The sequence below is a fragment of the Mesorhizobium sp. L-8-3 genome (assembly GCF_016756615.1).
Lineage (GTDB): Bacteria > Pseudomonadota > Alphaproteobacteria > Rhizobiales > Rhizobiaceae.
Genome location: NZ_AP023262.1, coordinates 841561 through 859992, shown reverse-complemented (window position 1 = coordinate 859992; position 18432 = coordinate 841561). Strand labels below are relative to the sequence as shown.

Here is an 18432-nt window from a genome sequence, read left to right as displayed (position 1 = left end):
CGATGGCGTCGGTATCAGTCGTCTCGCCTATACCGAAAAGGAATCCCAAGCCCTCGACATGATCGAGGCGGAGGCCCAGCGCATTGGTCTTCACACCGAGCGCGACGTTGCTGCCAACCTCGTTGCCACGCTTCCCGGTTTGGAAGACCATCTGCCCTTCATCGCCTGCGGCTCACATGTCGATTCGGTGCCGCAGGGCGGCAATTTCGACGGGGCCGCCGGCGTGATCGCGGCGCTCACCGTCATGCGCAGGCTGAAAGCGGTGAACGCGCCATTGCGCCGAACCATCAAGCTCTATGCGCTACGGGGCGAGGAGAGCGCCCGGTTCGGCAAGCCCTATCTCGGGTCAAGTTGTCTCTTTGGAAAGCTGACGCCATCCGACCTGGACACCAAGGCCGAGAATGACGGTCGTCAGTTGCGCGACTGCATGCGCGGCGTCGGGATCGACGTCGACCGGATTGCGGCGCACGAAGTCTTGCTTGACCCGAAATCAGTCGCTGCCTGGGTCGAACTCCATATCGAGCAGGGGCCGGTGCTCGCCGCGCGCAACCTCCCGATCGGCATCGTCACGGGCATTCGTGGGAACATCAGGCATCGCGCCGTCGAATGCATCGGCCAGGCAGGTCATTCCGGCGCCGTGCCAAGATGGCTGCGCCACGACGCGGTGTTCGGGATGTGCGAACTGATCACGCATCTCGATGCGCACTGGCGAACGCTGCTCGAGCGTGGACACGACCTGGTCCTCACGTCGGGCATCGTCGCGACGGATGCGAAAGTGAATGCCATCGCCCGCATACCCGAACTTGTCCGTTTCGCCTTTGAGGTGCGCAGCCAGAGCAAGGCCACACTCGATGCGGCCTACGAACTCTTCCTGTCCGAATGTGCCGCCGTCTCGAAAGAGCGCGGAGTCACCTTCCGTTTCGACGAAAAGGTGGAGGCCGCCGGCGCGGCGATGGATAAGGAGTGGGTTGAGCGATTGACAGCGTCGGCAGCCAGCCTGCACTTGCCCTCGGAGGCGATTGCCAGCGGCGCGGGCCACGACGCCGCGGTATTCGCGAATGCAGGCGTTCCAAGCGCCATGATCTTCGTGCGCAACCAGAACGGCTCTCATAATCCGCGCGAAGCGATGGACCTGCCCGACCTGATTGCCGGGATCGATGTGATGCACGCCGCGATCCGAGAGGCGGCGATGCAATGAACACTGAAAAGATGTTTGGTCAGCTTGGAGCCAGCGCCGTTACGACCCTGACGATCAGACGTCCGGATGATTGGCACGTCCATCTGCGCGATGGCGACATGATGAAGGCGGTCCTGCCCTTCACGACGTCGCAGTTCGCCCGCGCCGTCGTCATGCCAAATCTGACTCCGCCGATCACGACCGTGGCAGCCGCTCGGGCATACCGTGACCGCATCCTGGCCGCGCGACCGGAAGGGTCGGACTTCACGCCATTGATGACCTGCTATCTGACGGAAGAGACGTCCGCCGACGAGGTGGAAACCGGGTTCCAAGAGGGCGTCTGGGTGGCGTGCAAGCTTTACCCGGTTGGCGCAACCACGAATTCCAGTCATGGGGTGACGGACCTCGCCCGGATCGGACCGGTGCTGGAGCGGATGGAGAGGATCGGAATGCCCGTTCTCATCCATGGCGAGGCGACAGACCCGGCGGTCGACATCTTCGACCGCGAGAGCTTCTTCATCGAGAACAGCCTGCAGCGACTCATCAAGCGACATCAGGGTCTCAAGATTGTCCTCGAGCACGTCACGACGGTGGAAGGCGTGGCCATTGTCCGTGAGAATGCGACCCGTATGGCGGCGACAATAACGCCCCACCACCTGGTGCTGAACCGCACGTCGCTCTTTCAAGGCGGCCTGCGACCCAATTTTTACTGCCTGCCAGTCGCCAAGCGCGAGCACCATCGCCAGGCACTGAGGCGCGCCGCGGTTTCCGGCGAACCTTGCTTCTTCCTTGGCACGGATTCGGCGCCGCACCTGCGGGAGGCCAAGCAGGCAGAGTGCTGTTCGGCCGGCATTTTCTGCGGGCCCACCGCTCTCCAGACCTATGCACAGGTCTTCGATGAAGAGGACTCCCTTTGCAGACTGGAATCCTTCGCGTCCTGCAACGGGCCAAGCTTTTACGGCCTGCCGGTCAACCACGATACGATCACGCTGCACCGACGGCGCGACCTCAGCGATCGCTCTCTACAGGTCGGTAGGAGTGAAGTCGCGAAGTTTCGTGGCGGTGAATGGCTGGCCTGGTCCATTGGAGAAGTCAGTGAGTGACGATCCGCAACTGGAAGGGATTGCAAAATGAACACCGAACGAGCCGCGGACGTTGAATGCGAAATCCGGTCGCAGCAGAAATTTTCGGATCTGTTGCAATGGTTGGAGATGCAGAAAGGCGGCGTTGCCACCTTCTACGAGTTCCAGCATAGATCTCTCGCGCTTCGATCCCAGGATGGCCAGCATGCAGGTCTTCTGAGACTGTTGGCTGACCTGGCCGGCCGCTTCGCCGACCTGTACGATGGAGAACCGCTGGATTTGTCCACCGCAAACCAGGCTGTGTACAGTCTCACCGGCTACGTTCGCGAAGCCACCCAACTCAAGCCCGGCGAAGCTGGAGAGCTATTGGAACTGATGAACAGAATCGGGCTCGCGGAACTCGTGCCGGCCGACTGATCGGATCGTCAGCTACCTTCCGAACGGGCGTTGACAGGGTCCTCAATATATGGATCATTTCTCAAAAATTAGACAATCATAAAGAGGGTGAACACAATGGTATCTAGAAGGACAATCCTGCAGTCGGGGACGCTGGCGGCCGCTGTGGCTATCATGCCGAAGGTCGCCTTCGGCCAGACTGCGAGGTATCCGGTCAAGGTCGCGCATCTCGAATCGCCGGCGCAACCGCGCCACAAGGGTCTGGAGAAAGTCGGGGCGCTGGTGAAGGAGCGCACAGGTGGCGAGGTCGAGTTCACACTCTACCCGCAGTCTCAGCTCGGCAATGCGCGCCAGATGATTGAGGGCACACAGTTCGGCGCCATCGAATGCACCGTCCAGCCGGCCGCCTTCCTCGGCGGTTTCAATCCGGTCGTGTCGGTCCTCGACGTTCCCTACCTCCTGCCAACCGATCGCGAAATGTCGCAGAAACTGCGCGAAGGCCCGTTCGGCCAGGCGCTGCTCAAGAGCTTCGAGAAGCGCGGACTGCACGCGCTCACCCAATGGCCCAACGGCCGCAAGAGCCTGACATCGAACAAGTCACTCGACAATCTGGTCGAACTGGCGGGCCAGAAGTTCCGGGTCATGGACTCCAAGATCCTTATCGATCAGTTCGCCGCCTTGGGCGCCACCGCCGTCGCCATCAATTTCGGCGAGCTCTACACCTCGCTACAGACCGGTTTGGTGGACGGCCAGGAAAACCCGCTCGATACCATCACCACCATGAAGTTCCATGAGGTCCAGAAGAACCTCGTGGTCACCGAGCATGGTGCGATGGAAGATTTCGTGCTGTTCAACCCGACCTGGTGGCAGGCGCTACCGGATGGCCATAAGGACGTCATCGCCAAGGCTTTCAACGAGGTTCGTCCCGAGGTCGAGAAGATGAAGGAAGAGTCGGCCAGCACCGCGCTTGAGGCCATCAAGGCGGCTGGTGTCAATGTGCGCGTCGCCAACGAGGCCGAGCGTGACAAGCTACGCGATGCAGCCGCGCCGAAGGCCCGCGATGCCTATATTGCGCTCGCCGGTGCGGAAGGCGAGGAAGTCCTCAAGATTTACGACGCCGAGTACAAGAAGTTCGCTGGATGATGGGCGCGCGCGTTGTCGCCGCCCTCAGGCGCGTGCAGGCCGTGCAGGGTGTCCTGCTCGGCCTGCTTATGTTGGCCACGACCTTCGGCTACGCGGGCAACGTCTTGGTGCGCGAGATCATGCCTTCACTCGCGCCGCGGCTGGCGTGGATTGACGAGATCTCCTTGTTCGGGCTGGTCTGGATCGTCTTCCTGGCGATCGGCTTGGCGCTCGAGGGCGGCCGCCACATCGGCATGCGCATGCTCCTCGACCGGATGCCGCCTCCCGCCCAGCGTGGTGTCAAGACACTCATCAACCTGCTCGGCCTGGTCTTCAGCATTTACATGGTCAAGGTGGGCTGGGAGATCACGCTCTTCGTAGCGCGTAGTGGTCAGGCAAGCCCGACCCTCGGCTTCTCGGTAGCTTGGCTTTACTGGGTTATGCCCGTCGGGTTCCTGCTGATGGCGGCGCAATATCTGGTCGAACTGTTCGGATGGTCGGACCGCTTCGCGCGCGAGATCGATCCCATGCATCACCTGTAGCGATTCCATGGTTGTCTTGCTTTTTTTTCTTGCGGCGATCCTTCTCGCGCTAGCCGCCGAGATCTTCCTGGTTCTCGGTATTCCGGCGGTCCTGACAAAGTTCCTGATGTACCCGATGATGCCCGATCTCATTATCGGGCAGCGGCTGGTTGGCGGCGTTGAGGTCGTCACGCTCCTGGCGATTCCCTTCTTCATCTTCGCCGCCGACTTGATGGCGCGAGGCCGCATGGCAGGGCAGCTTGCCGGCCTGTTCCGGGCCCTCGTCGGCCATCGCCAGGGCGGGCTCGGCCATTCCACGGTCGTTACCTGCATGGTATTCGGCGCCGCAGCCGGCTCGGCTCCCGCCACCGTGGCGGCGATGGGGCGCGTCGCCTACCCCGAACTGAGGCGTTCCGGCTTCAGCGAGCGCTTCAGCCTGGGGCTCATCGCATCCAGCGCCGAATGTGCGCTGCTTATCCCGCCCTCCATCACCTTCGTCGTCTACAGCTGGCTGACCGGCACCTCCATTGCCTCGCTGTTCGCGGCCGGCATGATGATCGGCGTCGTTCTCGGCCTCGGCTTCATGGCGCTGGTCGCGTATACCGCCTGGCGCAAGGGTATCCCCGGCGTCGAGCGCGTTGGCTGGCGCGGCAAGTGGTCTGCCTTCGTCGACGCGTTGTGGGCACTTCTGATGCAAGCCATCATCCTCGTCGGAATCTTCAGCGGCATCTTCACCGCGACCGAGGCTGCGGCTGTTTCAGCAGTCTACGCGGTTATTGTGGAAGTCTTCATCTTCCGCTCGCTGTCCCTGCGCAAGGTCTTCTCGATCGCGCGTGACAGCGCTGTCTCGACCGGCGTGATCTTCATCCTGCTCGCGATGGGTGCGCTTCTCGCCTATTTCATCACACTTGCAGGGTTCGACCGCACATTGCTCGCGCTGATCCAGGACAACGACGTCAACTGGGTGGTGTTCATGCTTTGCGTGAACATCCTGTTTCTGGTCTGCGGCATGTTTCTCGATCCGAACTCGATCATGGTCATCTTCCTGCCGACGCTGTTTCCCGTTTCAACCGCTCTTGGAATCGACCCGATCCATTTTGGTATGATCGTAACGCTGAATGTCTGCACCGGGATGATAACGCCGCCGGTTGGACTGGACCTGGCTGTAACCTCAGCGACCCTCGGACGTCCGGTCGAACAGGTCGTTGCAGGAATCATGCCGTTCATCGCCGTCAACCTGCTGGTGCTTGTGCTAGTCAGCTATGTCCCATGGTTGTCGACATTCCTTCCAAATCTCCTGTTCTAGTGAGGACCGAGTGAGACCGTCAGCAATATTCCAAGGAGGTTCGGAAACAGGACAGCGGCCATCTCCACGAAGCTTTGCGGAACGATTTGTTGAACTGTCCCAGGAGCGCTCCCCCCTTTCTCTCGGACTCGATCCTTCCGAGGACCTCATCCGGCACTGGGGGCTCAACGACACGGTGGAGGGAATGCGCTGGTTCTGCGAAACGGTGTTCGATGCAGCGAGTGATCGCATCTCGGTCGTGAAACCACAGTGCGGCTTCTTCGAGCGTCTCGGCCCCGGCGGCATGGAGGTCATGGCGAGTTCCATCGCGCGTGCGAAGAGTCAAGGGTCTCTCGCCCTGATTGATTGCAAGCGAGGTGACTTCTCCAGAACCATGACGGGATATGCGAGCGCGATGCTCGGAGAAGATAGCGGCTTCGGCGGTGATGCAATGACGGTAACGGCTTACCTTGGCCTCGATGCGCTGCAACCGGTGTTCGACAGGGCGGTACATTGCGGTGCAGCGGTGTTTGTGGTGGTGCGCTCGTCAAATACGGATGGCCATTCCCTGCAGAAGGCCAGTCACGGCGACGGCCGAACCGTAGCGGAGACGCTCGCCGACTCCATCACCGCCATCAATGCAAGATCGGGCAAGACGGTCGGACATGTCGGCGCTGTCATTGGCGCGACGATCGATCCAGCGGACAACACCATCCTCGATCGCCTACCCCTCTCACTCGTCTTGGCGCCGGGGGTCGGTGCCCAAGGCGCCGAGATCGCGGATGTGAAAGCAAAATTCGGCAGTGCGATCCAAAGGACGATCCCATCGGTCTCGCGCGCGATCCTCAAACACGGGCCAAGCGTCGCTGGACTGAAGGAAGCGATCGACCGCTACAGAGATCAGGCCTGGGCGGCAGTCTGTTCAACTCCATAAAGCTGCCGGTCGGCTTGGGACGATGCGCGATTCCATTCCCGCCCTTCTGCGCGCGGAAAAGGCCACCAGTTCCTGCTGTATGGCGACTCGTGCTCGGGCGTGCCGCATGCCTTGCACGAACAGACCTTCGCCTCGGTGAACGCCGTCGTCAGGCGGCTACGTCCACGGCCCGAGTTCATTCTGTTTCCGGGCGATGAAATCATCGGTCTCGTACCGGATGCCGCTACCCTGCGGAAACAGTGGCGGCATTGGCTCGACACGGAAATGGGATGGCTTGATCGGACAAAGACCCCGATCTGGCACGCCACCGGCAACCATACGACCTACGACACCATGAGCGAGGCTGTGTTTCGTGAAGTCCTCGGGCTTCCGGGCAACGGACCACCAGACCAGATCGGCCTCTCCTATTTCGTGCGGCGCGACGATCTTTTGATGGTCTTCGTCAACAGTTTTCGGCGGTTGGGGCCGCACACTTCGGATTAGTCTGCGGAGGCTGGCTAGGATATTGAAAAGATGGCGCACCGCGCCGGGTGATGATGAGAACTACGTCTACGCCATAGCTCTCCACAGCCCTCCCTAATCGCTATTTCGGGCGCCAGTCCTCCGGATTAAAGCCCTTCGAGCGCCAGAGCGATCCCCTGACCGCCGCCGATACAAAGGGTGACGATACCTTTGGAGATTCCGTCGCGCTTCATCGAATAGAGAAGCCGTGTCGTGAGGATCGCTCCGGTGGCGCCGATCGGGTGACCGTGCGCGATGGCGCCTCCCTCTACGTTGACGATGTCCTCCGGCAGGCCAAGTTCACGCGCGACCGCGATCGGCACTGCGGCGAAGGCCTCGTTGATCTCGAGACGCTCGACCTCACCGAGCGCCCAGCCGGCCTTTTCCAATGCCTTGCGAACGGCCGGGATGGGGCCAAGTCCAAACAAGCCCGGCTCGACTGCCGCAACGCCATAGCCGGCAAGGCGGGCCATGGGCCTCAGTCCTTTCGCATCGGCGAAACCGCGCTCGGCCACGATCAACGCAGCGGCCGCGCTGTTCAGCCCCGGAGCGTTGCCAGCGGTGATGGTCCCGTCGGGGCGGAAGGCGGGCTTCAGACGGGCCAACGTCTCGACCGTTGTATCCGCTCGCGGAGCCTCATCGACCAGAAAGCTCTCCGTTCCCTTGCGCCCCTTCACCTCGACGGCCACGATTTCGTCCGTGAACCGGCCGGCGTCCCGCGCAGCAACGAAGCGCTGCTGCGAACGTGCAGCGAAGGCGTCCTGCGCCCCCCGGCTGATCTGGAGCTTCGTAACGAGATCCTCAGTGTGCCAGCCGGAATGCTCGCCCGAGAAGGCGTCGTTCAGACCATCGGTCAACATGCTGTCGAGAATCTGTGCCGGCCCCATGCGGTAGCCCCAGCGGCCTCCATCCATGAGGTACGGCGCACGGTCCATATTCTCCATGCCGCCGGCAATGGCGGCGTTGCTGTCGCCGGCGATGATTTCGAGCGCCGCCGACAGGATCGCCTGTGCGCCCGAGCCGCAGACGCGGTTGACGGTAAGCGCCGGGACGGACACCGGCAGGCCGCCACCAACCGACGCCTGACGCGCCGGATTCATTCGGTTGCCGGCTTGGATGACATTGCCCATCACCACGGTGCCGATGTCGTCGCCCGACAGTCCGGCACGGCGCAGGGTCTCGCGGATGGCGATCGCCCCGAGTTCGGTGGCGGGCACACCCTTGAGTGTTCCGTTATAGGCGCCGATCGCGGTGCGGACCGGATGGGCAAGGATGATCTCGGGCTGGCTCATGTCAAATCTCCTGTGAGGATGCGCGTCCGCCATTCAGCGTCGGTGTCAGGCAATGGCGCGCGTCGTCGCGCGAGGCGGCGCACCCGCCGGTGCGCTCGCTGCATCGAGGCGCCCAATCTGCTCAGCCGAGAGGGTCAGCGCCGCCGCGCCCAGATTGCTCTCCAACTGCGCGAGCGATCGGGGTCCGATGATCGGTACCGCGCCATGGGTCATGGCCCAGGCGATGGCGACCCGATCGGGACTGGCACCGGCCTCTTCCGCAACCTGCAGAACAGTATCGATCGTGGCCGTGCGTTGCGGCGAGTTTTCTGCCTGGAAGACGCGGCCACCAAAGCCTTCGGCGCGTCCTTTCTCGCCCTTGCGATATTTGCCAGTCAGCACGCCGCCGCCGAGCGGCGACCAGGTGACGACGCCGATCTCCAGCGCCTCGCAGGCGAGGAACAGATCGGCCTCGGGCTCGCGGTGGACGAGGCTGTGCTCGAACTGCGCAGCGGCGATTGGCACCGCGCGCGTCAGTTCGGACAACGTCGCGGCGTGCGACAGCCGCCAGGCCGGGAAGTTGGAGAGGCCGGCATAGAGGATCTTGCCGGCGCGAGCGAGGTCGTCGAGGCCGCGCACGATCTCTTCCATCGGCGTGAGACCATCGGGATGATGCACCCAGTAGAGGTCGATCCGGTCGGTCTTCAGACGCAGCAGGCTCGCCTCGACCGAGGCGACCATGGCCTTGCGGCTGTTGCCCGTCACCAGCCGGTTGGCGTTCGGCGCGGCGCCGTTGGTGAACTTGGTGGCGAGCACGAAATCCTCGCGCCGGCCTTCGAGCGCCTTGCCCAATATCTCTTCCGACTGACCGAACTGGTAGACGTCGGCGGAATCGATGAAATTGCCGCCTGCCGCGGCATAGGCGTCCAGAATGGCCACTGCTGTCTCAGGATCGGCGCCATATCCCCAGCCGGTGCCGAAGTTTCCCGTGCCCAACGCGAGCCTGGAAAGCTGAAGGCCGGTGCGGCCGAACGTCGTGTAATCCATAACGTTATCCTTGTTGGTGGGACTGGGCGGTTAGGCTGCCTGGGACGGCCTCGATCAGCCCGGCATGCGGAACTGCTGGCGCAAGGCCTTGTCGAACATGCTCGCAGGCATGAGCCGTCGCAGCAGGCTGACTTGCCACGCGACCTTGCCCACGGTGTAGCGTTGCCGTTGGTGCCTGGCCGTCGCCGCCCGAAGCACGGCGTCCGCCACGTCTTCGGGCGTGTCAGCCGTCAGCTTCGATTTCTCGTAAAATCCATGCACCCAGGCGCGCCCAGCGTCATATTCCGTCATCATGGAATCCGGTTCCAGCGAGCTATGGTCGAAGGAGCCTTGAACGGTGCCCGGTTCAATCAACGAGACGCGGATGTTGAAGCCGCGGATTTCATGGTCGAGTGACTCCGAATAGCCTTCGAGCGCGTATTTGCTCGCCGCGTAATGCGCCGAATAGGGCGCCGGCACGAACCCGAGCGCCGAACTGATATTGATGATGCGGCCTTCGCCCTGACGCCGCATCGAGGGCAGTACGGCGTTGGTCATCCGCATGACCCCGAACAAATTGACATCGAACAGGCTTTGAACCTGAGCGACCGAGGATTCTTCGGCGCCTCCGAACATGCCCAAGCCGGCATTGTTGACGAGAATGTCGATACGCCCGGTGTTTGCTAGCACGGTCGAAACCAGCGAAGCCACAGAAGCCTCATTGGTTACGTCACAAGCCAGCATCGAGACCTGGCCCGCGCTGTTGCCACTCGGCTTGCGGCTCGTGCCGAAGACCGTGAAGCCGGCGCGTGCCAGGACCTCGGCGCTCGCTTTTCCGATGCCGGAAGAGGCCCCCGTAACAAGAGCGGTCCTTTTGGAATTTGAGTTCACCGCTGTCTCCAAATCTGTTGCGCGTCCCTTAACGACCCGCGTCGATCAGGCGCCGAGAAAGCCCTTTGCCTTGGCCAGGAAGGGATCGTGATACTGAAAAATGCCGCCATGCCCGGCGTCGGGGTAAAGGACGAGTTCGGCCCCAGGGATGCGGCGCGCCAGGTCGGTCGAGTTCTCGCTCGGCACCATGATGTCGTGATCGCCGTTCGCCACGAGAACGGGCGTGCGGACGGTGTCCAGCGGCTGCGGCGGCTGGAGGCCCCAGGCCTTGATCGCCTTGAGCTGGCGCAGAAAGGATTTCGGCGAGACCGCCCTGTCACGATCCCTCGTCCGCTCCTTCAATCGTGCAAGGAACTCGGAGGCCGCTCGCTTGCCTGCCGCGCTCGACGTGAAGAAGAGATAGAATTTGGGATCGCGGAAGGTCAGCAGCCCTTTGATGATGAGTGGCCACGACACCGGACCGACCCGTTCGATTCCGGCCCCACCCGCAGGACCCGTGCCGGCCAGGATGGCGCGGCGGACGAGATCGGGCGCGTCGAACATGATCTGTTGCGCGACGAAGCCGCCCAGCGAGAACCCGATCAGGTCAACCGACGTCAGGCCTAGCGCGCGTATGGCGGCGATCGTGTCGCTGGCCATTTCTGCTATGGTGAGCGGGGCTCTGCCGCCCGACTTGCCGATGCCGCGATAGTCGAGCGCATAGACCGCCCGATCCGCCGCCAGACCCTCGACGATGCGGGGATCGAAATTGTCGAGGTTCGCGCCCCAATGATTGAGCAGCACCACCGGCACGCCGGCGTCAGGCCCGAGGCGGCGATAGGCGAAGAGGGTGCCGGCAGCCTCGACGTGGTGGGTGGGCGCCGTCTCCCAGTCTGCGCTTCGGGTGTGGGTGGCCATGGTTGAGTCCTTTTCTCGGGATATCGCGTCACTTCAGCGTGACGACGACCTTCCCCTTGGCGCGGCCGGTGTCGATGTAGGCCAAGGCTTCGTTCAATTGCTCGAAGGGGAAGGCACGATCGACGACCGGACGGATGGTGCCGTCTTCGATCAGCTTCGTGATACGGCCGAGTTGCTCGCCATCGGCGCGCATGAAGAGGAAGGAATAGTCGACACCCGCCCGCTTCGCCTTGCGGCGGATGCCCGCGCTCATCAGGCGCAGCACGAGCCGGAGCACCACATTCAAGCCCTGGCCGCGTGCGAAGGCGGGATCGGGCGGGCCGGAGATGGAGATCAGCTTGCCGCCGGGCCTCAGGGCCTTCAGCGATTTTTCCAGCGTCGTGGCGTCGAGGCTATTGAGGACAACGTCGTAGCCCGACAACTCTTCCTCGAACTTCCGGCTGCGATAGTCGATGACGACGTCCGCCCCCAGTTCCTTCACCATCGCGGCGTTGGCGGCGCTCGCCGTCGTCGCGACGGTCGCGCCGAGATGCTTGGCAAGCTGAATGGCGAAAGTGCCCACGCCGCCGGAGCCCGCGTGTATGAGGACCTTCTGCCCTTTTCGCAGACCGGCTTGCTCGACCAGCACCTGCCAGGCGGTAAGCCCGACCAGAGGGATGGAAGCCGCTTCCTCCATGCTGATGTTCCTGGGCTTCAGCGCCACGTCGGCTTCGTTCACGGCGATGAACTCCGCGAATGTCCCGATACGGCCGTCGCGCGGCCGGGCATAGACCTCATCGCCCGGCTTGCATTGCCGGACCTTGGATCCGACCCGAACCACGGTTCCGGCCACGTCGTGCCCGAGGATGAAGGGCGGACGGTACGGCAGGATGAGCTTGAATTCTCCATCCCGTACCTTCGAATCCAGAAGGTTGAGTCCGGCCGCATGGACCTCAACCAGGACGTCGTCATCCCGCAGCGCCGGCTCCGGCATCTCGCCGAAGCGCAGGGCGCCCTTCTTCTTGTATCGATCGACGATGAAGGCTCTCATGGCGTTTCTTTCCAAATGATCTGCTCCGGATCGAGCAGCCGTCCTGCCGATCCAGACCCTTATTCCTGGCGCAGCCAGATCTGCGAGCGACCGAGCATCGAGACACCGATGTAGCCGCGGACGTTGAGCTTCTTGCCGCCATCCGTCAGCCGGATTTTGCTGCTGTAGACCTTGCCGCTGTCGGGATCGAGGATCTGGCCGCCGGTATATTCGGCCCCGTCCTTCTTCAGGCCGGACAGGATCGTGAGGCCGACGACGGGCGCATTCTTCAAGGCGCCGTCGCATTTCGTGCAGATCGGGCTTTCATTCGGGGCGAGGAAGACCTTTTCGACTTTGCCTTGCAGGACGCCGCCCGTTTCCGTGATACGGATCAGAGCCCTCGGTTTGCCGCTGACATCGTCGACATTCCTCCACAAGCCGACGGGCGAGGCATTCTGCGCCTGCGCCGGCAGCGAGACGATCATTGCTCCGAGACTGAGCGCGAGGAAGGCGGACCGATTCAGAATCTGCATGGTGACGATCTCCGAAGGGATGGCGTTCCGCGACCGGCGCGCAATGCATGCCGCGCGGGTTCGACGGGTCAGGGATTGGTCGTGGTGCTGAGGGCGGGATAGTCGGTGTAGCCGGCGGAGTCACCGCCATAGAGCGTCGCGGGGTTGAACTGCGCCAAAGGCGTACGCGTCTTCAGCCGTTCCACGAGGTCCGGGTTGGCGATATACGGCCGGCCGAAGGCGAACAGATCGGCCTTGTCTTCCGCCAACCGCGACGTCGCAAGGTCGAGATCATAACCGTTGTTGGCGATATAGGTGTTCCTGAAGCGCCGACGGAGCGATCCGAAATCGAACGGCGCGACGTCGCGCGGCCCGCCCGTGGCGCCCTCGACGACGTGGATGTAGACGATCCCCAGGGCATTGAGTTGATCGACGATGTAGTCGAACTGCGCCTGAGCATCACTGCTCGAAACGCCGTTCGCGGGCGAGACGGGCGAAATGCGGATGCCGGTGCGCGCGGCGCCAACTTCCTCGACCACCGCGGCCGTGACCTCCAGCATCAGACGAGCGCGGTTCTCGACCGAGCCGCCGTAAGCATCGGTGCGGACATTGGCGCCGTCCTTGGCGAATTGGTCGAGCAGATAGCCGTTTGCGCCATGGATCTCGACACCGTCGAAGCCCGCGGCAATCGCGTTCGCGGCTGCTTTGCGGAAGTCCTCAACGATGCCCGGCAGTTCGTCCAGTTCGAGTGCGCGCGGCTCCGAGACATCGACGAAGCTATTATTGGCAAACGTCTTGGTCGCGGCCCGGATCGCCGAGGGTGCAACCGGCGCCGCCCCGTCCTCCTGGAGATCGACGTGCGAGACGCGGCCGACATGCCAGAGCTGCAGGAAAATCCGCCCGCCCTTGGCGTGCACGGCGGTGGTGACCTTGCGCCAGCCGTCGATCTGGGCCTGCGAGTAGATGCCGGGCGTATCCTGGTAACCCTGTCCCTGCTGCGAGATCTGCGTGGCCTCGGAGATCAGCAGGCCGGCCGAAGCGCGCTGGCCGTAATACTCGGTCATAGGGTTGCTCTCTTTCGTGTTCGTGCTTATATTCATGACGATTATCATGATTGCACCTAAATATGATAGCCATCATGTAAATGTCAATGACGCTCGCGGAGAATTTTGAAATGAAGGTTAGTCGAGAGCAGATGGCGGAGAACCGTCGCCGGATCCTGGATGAGGCCAGCCGGCTGTTTCGCGACAAGGGGTTCGACGCGGTCGGCGTGGCGGAGGTGATGAAAGCTGCCGGGCTCACTCATGGCGGATTCTATGGCCACTTCAGCTCGAAGGATGATCTGATCGCGCAGAGTCTTGCCCATGTCCTCGCCGTCGACGCAGGCGCAGGAGGCGATCTTCGCGCTTATGCCGAGGCCTATCTGTCACCCCGGCATCGCGACAACTGCGCCGGTGGGTGTCCGACGGCTGCCCTTGCCGCGGCGGTACGCCTTCAGGCCCCGGCTGCACGTTCGGCCATGACGGAAGGCCTTCGCTCTCAGATCGACCGTATCGGCAAGGCGCTCCCGGAGCTGGATGCGGCAGACAGACGCCGCGTGGCGATCGGAAGCTTTGCAGCGATGGTGGGGGCCGTGATCCTCGCCCGGGCGGTAGACGATCCAGCGCTTTCGGATGAGGTCCTGGCGCAGGCGCGTGATTGGATCGATGCCGGGATCAGTCCGGCATCTGCCAGCTAGATGGCTCTGTCCGGAGCCCAGAGACGCCCGGATCTGACCTGAGAATCACGGCGTCTACCGCACGGCGAATCGTGATCGACAAGAGCTGATCCAGGACGAAACATTCCTGCGTGCCCTTGGACTGGCGGACCCCAGGATGCGCTCATCGCTGCTTGTCGTGAGGCAAGTCGCGCGGACTGCCTTTCAGTTTCGCTGGGCGAAGATTGTTGAAAAACCAGCACGGAATGAGACGACACCCACTCCCAGGTGCCCATGCTAAGTGGTGGGGCATACGTGAACTACATCTTCAACGGCGCGGCCGAACACTATCTAACTGAATATAAAAGATAAAATACTTCAATTTGTGCGGTAATCGGCGATATTTGGCGCGCCGCACCGGGCGATGATGAGAAGTCTACGCTATAGCCCTCTAATGCCCTCCTGTGGCGCTCGTTGCCGACATTCCCCAACTGTAGACTGGCCAAGAGCCGTCGGCTTCATCCTCCAAGGTGAAGTGAAAATCCTTAAGACGATTTGTCTCCAGCATCCGCAGCATGTCCGAAAACTGCCCGCGTGAGGCGTCGTGCGCATCGGGACCATCGACGAGAACACCGCCCGCCGATGCCGAGATTGAAGACGAACTCGCCCCAGATGGAACGGGCTTACGAAGATGTCGACGCGGGAAGGTGTTTTCGCTGACCGCCGTAGTTCATTCGTCACTATCTCCAACGAACGCAGGCGATCCATCCCGCAGCCGCATGCCAGGTGCGTTGCCGGCGCGGAGGCTGGCCCAGCTAACAACCAGAGTTATCTCGAACCCGGCTTCATTGTCCACGAACAGCACATGGGTTTGCCAATCCTCGACATGCGGCGCCAAGTGCTCGTCTGGAATGCGGCCGATGCCCAACTGGCCGCCGGCACCGAGAAAGATGCATGGATTCTTCTCGCCTCGCGCCCGGGCGGCGAGGATCTGCTCTTGGTACCAGTCCCAATCATGGTCGACCAATGCCATCGGCGCGAGCGTGTGCGCGAGTTGCGGATGCCAGCTATCCATGATTCGAGGAATTTCAAGGAACAGCTTGTCAATCAGCAGGTCCGAGCCAAAGCCATCAATTGCCTCGAAGGCCTCGTCCTTGCCCTTCGCCAGCGGGATGCGATCGCCGAAACTCGCCTTGATCGCCAGGGCGGCAGCGCGTGCATCCCGTCCGTCGCCCAGAGCGGACACGACCGACCATTTGAGCCAATGACGGGCGCGCCCTGTCGCCTCTTCACGACTGGCCGCGACATCGGCATTTTCGCCGAAGACGTCGAACTGCGGATCGAAGACAGCATAAATCCTGAGGCCGGTGATGAACGCCTCGACCAGAAACGCTTCGTCGGTGCCGATGAAATGGTCGACGAACCACTGCGCGAACGCCGAGAAACTCGCCGACACTTCGCTGCCGCTCTCGTAACGACCGACCGATAAGCTGGGCGGTGGCTCGACGATTTCCTTGGCCGAGATATAGCGAAGGCTGATCTCGTGGAGCATGCCGAAAACGTCGGCTTCAGCCCAGAAAACGGCCGCCAAGAGCTTTCGCCGCTGGTCGTCATCAGCCTCGGCAAATTGCGCGCCGAACGCGTTCAGCCGTCCCATCCGGATGCCGAGCGCGAAGATCGCGGAAAACGTCCATTGACCACCGTCGATCGGACTTTCGAGCGCGATCTCATCGAGAATGGCGACGCCGAACTTGGGGTGGCGCCAGTCCATCCCGGGCCGCGCGAAGCCCGGCATGAAGTTTCGCATGCGATCAACGTGACGGACCAGATCGCGCGCAAAGTCGCCGAGCACGCCCCAGAAATCGACCGAAACGGGCGTGAGGTGGCGATCCATGGTGATGCTGGGGGCGCGCCACCGCCGAACATCCCGGATCTCGCGCCATGTCGAAAAGGACTCCCAGGTCGCGCGGCCATATCCCTTTAGATATTCGGTCGCTGCGCCGCCGTCGCAAGATAGCCAGTCCCAGGACATCGCAAGATCGTGTTTGCGCTCGTCGCTCAGCACATAGTCGGCGATCGGTGAATTTGCCCTGTCGACAAAGCCGCCTTCCTCCGCGACACGTAGAAAGCAGAACGGATTGACCGCGCCCACCAGCAGGAGGAACGGGCCTTGGGCCATGCCCGGATAGAGCAGGTTATGCACCACCATCGCGAAGCCCGATCCGCCTGTCCGTTCGGCCTCGCGCACCATGAGGGCGACTGCCGTCGAGCAGATGTCATGAACCTCTCCCTCATCGAGGTCCTTCCTCGGCTCGAATGAGATCGCAGCGGTCACCATTCCTGACGACGGCAAACCCTTCTGGCCGATCGCGCTCCAAGCCTTGGGGATGTGAACGGCGAGTCGCGGGTTGTCGCCGCTATCATCAAATCGCAGGCACAGCACTCGGCGCCGCGACCATGTATTGAGGCCGGTCACCGCATGTTCGAGCAGTGGCGGAAAATCGCGCGAGACAACGACCATCATGATGTCGTTCGCACTCGAGAAGGGTGTGTGGTTCAGCGCCTCGTGCTCATAGGCCATGAGTTCGGACACGGCTTCGCGTGTGGTCGCCTTCTGGTTCTTGATTTCGAACAGCACGAACTGCGACGTCGCTCGCGTGCAATAGAGCAGATCGACGAAGAGAGACTCCCTCTTTTCCTGGGAGATGCTGCGATTGCTCTTGCTGACGAGTTCGAGCGAGTGGAGCGATCCCAGCACTCGCTGTGCCGCGCGCAGATTGCCCACGCGGGTCAGATAGTCGATCGGAAAGGTCGGCCAGAACTCGTCGGACTCGGTCCAGCGAAGCGCACTTTCGATGCCGTCGGCCCCGTCGATCACCTCGCTCAGCATATCCGTCGCGACGATCGATTCTAGCCAGTCCTGTACATCCTGCTCCCGAGAAAAGCTTTTTCTTTTCGAACCTTTTGAAGCCACGGCGCCCCCGGTTGTTAGTCAGCGATCAGCAGCAATTATGCACTGTCAACTGATTCCCTGCACTGAATACTGCTCCACCACGATGGGATTTGGGAGAGACGGGATGCTCGACCTTCTCGAAGAGTGAGCGGATGGCCGATGTCAGACAGCTAGAAAGTTACTCTGGACAGCATGAGTGTCGGCGCGCTCGGTCGGTGCTATGAACCGCACCGGAGATGCGCGTGGCTTGTGACACTCACGTTGCTCATTAAAATCATCTATATTCCTATGTCGCGTATTGGATTTAATTAACTCGTTGCTTGGGGAAATTTTGTGCGTTGCATTTTCTGCAAGAATCCGTCCGCTTCCTCGAAAAGCGTCGAGCATGTCATTCCTGAATCATTGGGGAACAAGCGGCATGTTTTACCGAGAGGCATCGTATGCGACGGCTGCAATAACTACTTTTCCAGAAAGGTCGAAAAGCCGTTTCTGGATCTGCCAGCCGTTCGGCAGTTGCGTTTCCAACAGGATCTTGAAAGCAAGCGCGGCAATATCCCATCCATAAGCGGATTGATAACACCGGATATACCGGCGCTTCTTACACGATATCCGAAGTATGATTTCACGTCGGTTCAGGTTTCCGAGCCGGATCTCGCGAGGGTTCTCCAGGCTAAGGAAGGAACGATGCTGTTTCCGCTGGCCGGAGAACTCCCCGATACGCCAATTGTCTCGCGATTCCTAGCGAAGATCGCGCTGGAAGCGATGGCCTTGCGTCTTGTCGAGTTTCCCGAAGGTGTTGCCTACCTTTGTGACGAGGCTCAGCTTGATGTCCTGCGCGATCATGCCAGGAGGGGTTATGTCAGCCCATGGCCCATTCACATCAGGACCATTTATCATCAAGACGGAAAGACATTCGGGCCCGAAGGCAATGCAGAACAGATCGTCCACGAGTTCGATTTTCTTGTGACTGATCAAAGCGAGTGGTTCTTTGTCCTAGCGATATTCGGGGTGGAGTTTGCGATCAACCTGGGAGGACCCGAAATTTCCGGCTATCGGCGTTGGCTTGAGCAGACCGGCGGCCTTAGTCCACTGTACACCGACAGGCATGGCGGCCTTGCCGCGATGCCCAAATAGCAACGGCACCTCCGTTGGGGGACCG

At 61.7% G+C, this 18432-nt stretch carries 18 protein-coding genes; 10 read left to right on the top strand and 8 right to left on the bottom strand.

Annotated features, from left to right (window positions below):
• The first annotated feature begins 58 nt into the window (after window positions 1-58).
• The 8 genes from JN302_RS03960 to JN302_RS03925 all read left to right on the top strand — a co-directional run bounded on the left by JN302_RS03960 (window position 59) and on the right by JN302_RS03925 (window position 7000).
• Window positions 59-1198 carry a Zn-dependent hydrolase gene (locus JN302_RS03960; RefSeq protein ID WP_244846187.1) on the top strand — a complete coding sequence of 380 codons (1140 nt, stop codon included), beginning with the start codon at window positions 59-61 and terminating at the stop codon, window positions 1196-1198.
• The gene (pyrC, locus tag JN302_RS03955; RefSeq protein ID WP_202331885.1) at window positions 1195-2280 is read left to right on the top strand and encodes a dihydroorotase; all 1086 of its coding nucleotides are present in this window, start codon (window positions 1195-1197) and stop codon (window positions 2278-2280) included. Before JN302_RS03960 ends, pyrC begins: the two co-directional genes overlap by 4 nt.
• 27 nt (window positions 2281-2307) lie before the next feature.
• Complete coding sequence (locus JN302_RS03950; protein ID WP_202310197.1) at window positions 2308-2676, top strand: hypothetical protein; 369 nt, start codon at window positions 2308-2310, stop codon at window positions 2674-2676.
• Between the two features lie 96 nt (window positions 2677-2772).
• On the top strand, window positions 2773-3798 hold the full coding sequence (locus JN302_RS03945) for a TRAP transporter substrate-binding protein (protein ID WP_202310196.1): 1026 nt from the start codon (window positions 2773-2775) through the stop codon (window positions 3796-3798).
• A complete protein-coding gene (locus JN302_RS03940) occupies window positions 3795-4319 on the top strand; it encodes a TRAP transporter small permease (protein WP_202310195.1) in 525 nt (174 codons plus the stop codon). The genes JN302_RS03945 and JN302_RS03940 overlap by 4 nt, the downstream gene beginning before the upstream one ends.
• A 7-nt stretch (window positions 4320-4326) precedes the next feature.
• On the top strand, window positions 4327-5604 hold the full coding sequence (locus JN302_RS03935) for a TRAP transporter large permease (protein ID WP_202331883.1): 1278 nt from the start codon (window positions 4327-4329) through the stop codon (window positions 5602-5604).
• Window positions 5561-6517 carry an orotidine-5'-phosphate decarboxylase gene (gene pyrF / locus JN302_RS03930; RefSeq protein WP_244846186.1) on the top strand — a complete coding sequence of 319 codons (957 nt, stop codon included), beginning with the start codon at window positions 5561-5563 and terminating at the stop codon, window positions 6515-6517. The genes JN302_RS03935 and pyrF overlap by 44 nt, the downstream gene beginning before the upstream one ends.
• 135 nt (window positions 6518-6652) lie before the next feature.
• Window positions 6653-7000: a hypothetical protein gene (locus JN302_RS03925; RefSeq protein ID WP_244846185.1), complete on the top strand. Its 348-nt coding sequence runs from the start codon at window positions 6653-6655 to the stop codon at window positions 6998-7000.
• Window positions 7001-7125: 125 nt separating this feature from the next.
• On the opposite strand, the gene JN302_RS03920 is transcribed toward JN302_RS03925, so the two are convergent.
• The 7 genes from JN302_RS03920 to JN302_RS03890 all read right to left on the bottom strand — a co-directional run bounded on the left by JN302_RS03920 (window position 7126) and on the right by JN302_RS03890 (window position 13688).
• Complete coding sequence (locus JN302_RS03920) at window positions 7126-8310, bottom strand: thiolase family protein (protein WP_202331880.1); 1185 nt, start codon at window positions 8308-8310, stop codon at window positions 7126-7128.
• 45 nt (window positions 8311-8355) lie between these two features.
• Window positions 8356-9336: an aldo/keto reductase gene (locus tag JN302_RS03915; RefSeq protein ID WP_202331878.1), complete on the bottom strand. Its 981-nt coding sequence runs from the start codon at window positions 9334-9336 to the stop codon at window positions 8356-8358.
• Window positions 9337-9390: 54 nt separating this feature from the next.
• Window positions 9391-10206: an oxidoreductase gene (locus JN302_RS03910; protein WP_202331876.1), complete on the bottom strand. Its 816-nt coding sequence runs from the start codon at window positions 10204-10206 to the stop codon at window positions 9391-9393.
• A gap of 45 nt (window positions 10207-10251) precedes the next feature.
• The gene (locus tag JN302_RS03905; RefSeq protein WP_202331874.1) at window positions 10252-11103 is read right to left on the bottom strand and encodes an alpha/beta fold hydrolase; all 852 of its coding nucleotides are present in this window, start codon (window positions 11101-11103) and stop codon (window positions 10252-10254) included.
• Window positions 11104-11131: 28 nt separating this feature from the next.
• Window positions 11132-12133, bottom strand: a complete 1002-nt coding sequence (locus JN302_RS03900) for an NADP-dependent oxidoreductase (protein WP_202331872.1) — start codon at window positions 12131-12133, stop codon at window positions 11132-11134.
• Between the two features lie 59 nt (window positions 12134-12192).
• On the bottom strand, window positions 12193-12645 hold the full coding sequence (locus JN302_RS03895) for a DUF2147 domain-containing protein (protein ID WP_202331870.1): 453 nt from the start codon (window positions 12643-12645) through the stop codon (window positions 12193-12195).
• Between the two features lie 68 nt (window positions 12646-12713).
• On the bottom strand, window positions 12714-13688 hold the full coding sequence (locus JN302_RS03890; RefSeq protein ID WP_446720712.1) for an alkene reductase: 975 nt from the start codon (window positions 13686-13688) through the stop codon (window positions 12714-12716).
• A gap of 110 nt (window positions 13689-13798) precedes the next feature.
• Here JN302_RS03890 and JN302_RS03885 point away from each other — a divergent pair, with 110 nt between their 5' ends.
• Window positions 13799-14362, top strand: a complete 564-nt coding sequence (locus JN302_RS03885) for a TetR/AcrR family transcriptional regulator (RefSeq protein ID WP_202334179.1) — start codon at window positions 13799-13801, stop codon at window positions 14360-14362.
• 688 nt (window positions 14363-15050) lie between these two features.
• Here the strand turns inward: JN302_RS03885 and JN302_RS03880 are convergent.
• The gene (locus JN302_RS03880; protein ID WP_202331866.1) at window positions 15051-16958 is read right to left on the bottom strand and encodes a hypothetical protein; all 1908 of its coding nucleotides are present in this window, start codon (window positions 16956-16958) and stop codon (window positions 15051-15053) included.
• 648 nt (window positions 16959-17606) lie between these two features.
• On the opposite strand from JN302_RS03880, the gene JN302_RS03875 reads away from it, so the two are divergent.
• Complete coding sequence (locus JN302_RS03875) at window positions 17607-18407, top strand: HNH endonuclease (protein ID WP_202331864.1); 801 nt, start codon at window positions 17607-17609, stop codon at window positions 18405-18407.
• Window positions 18408-18432: the final 25 nt, after the last annotated feature.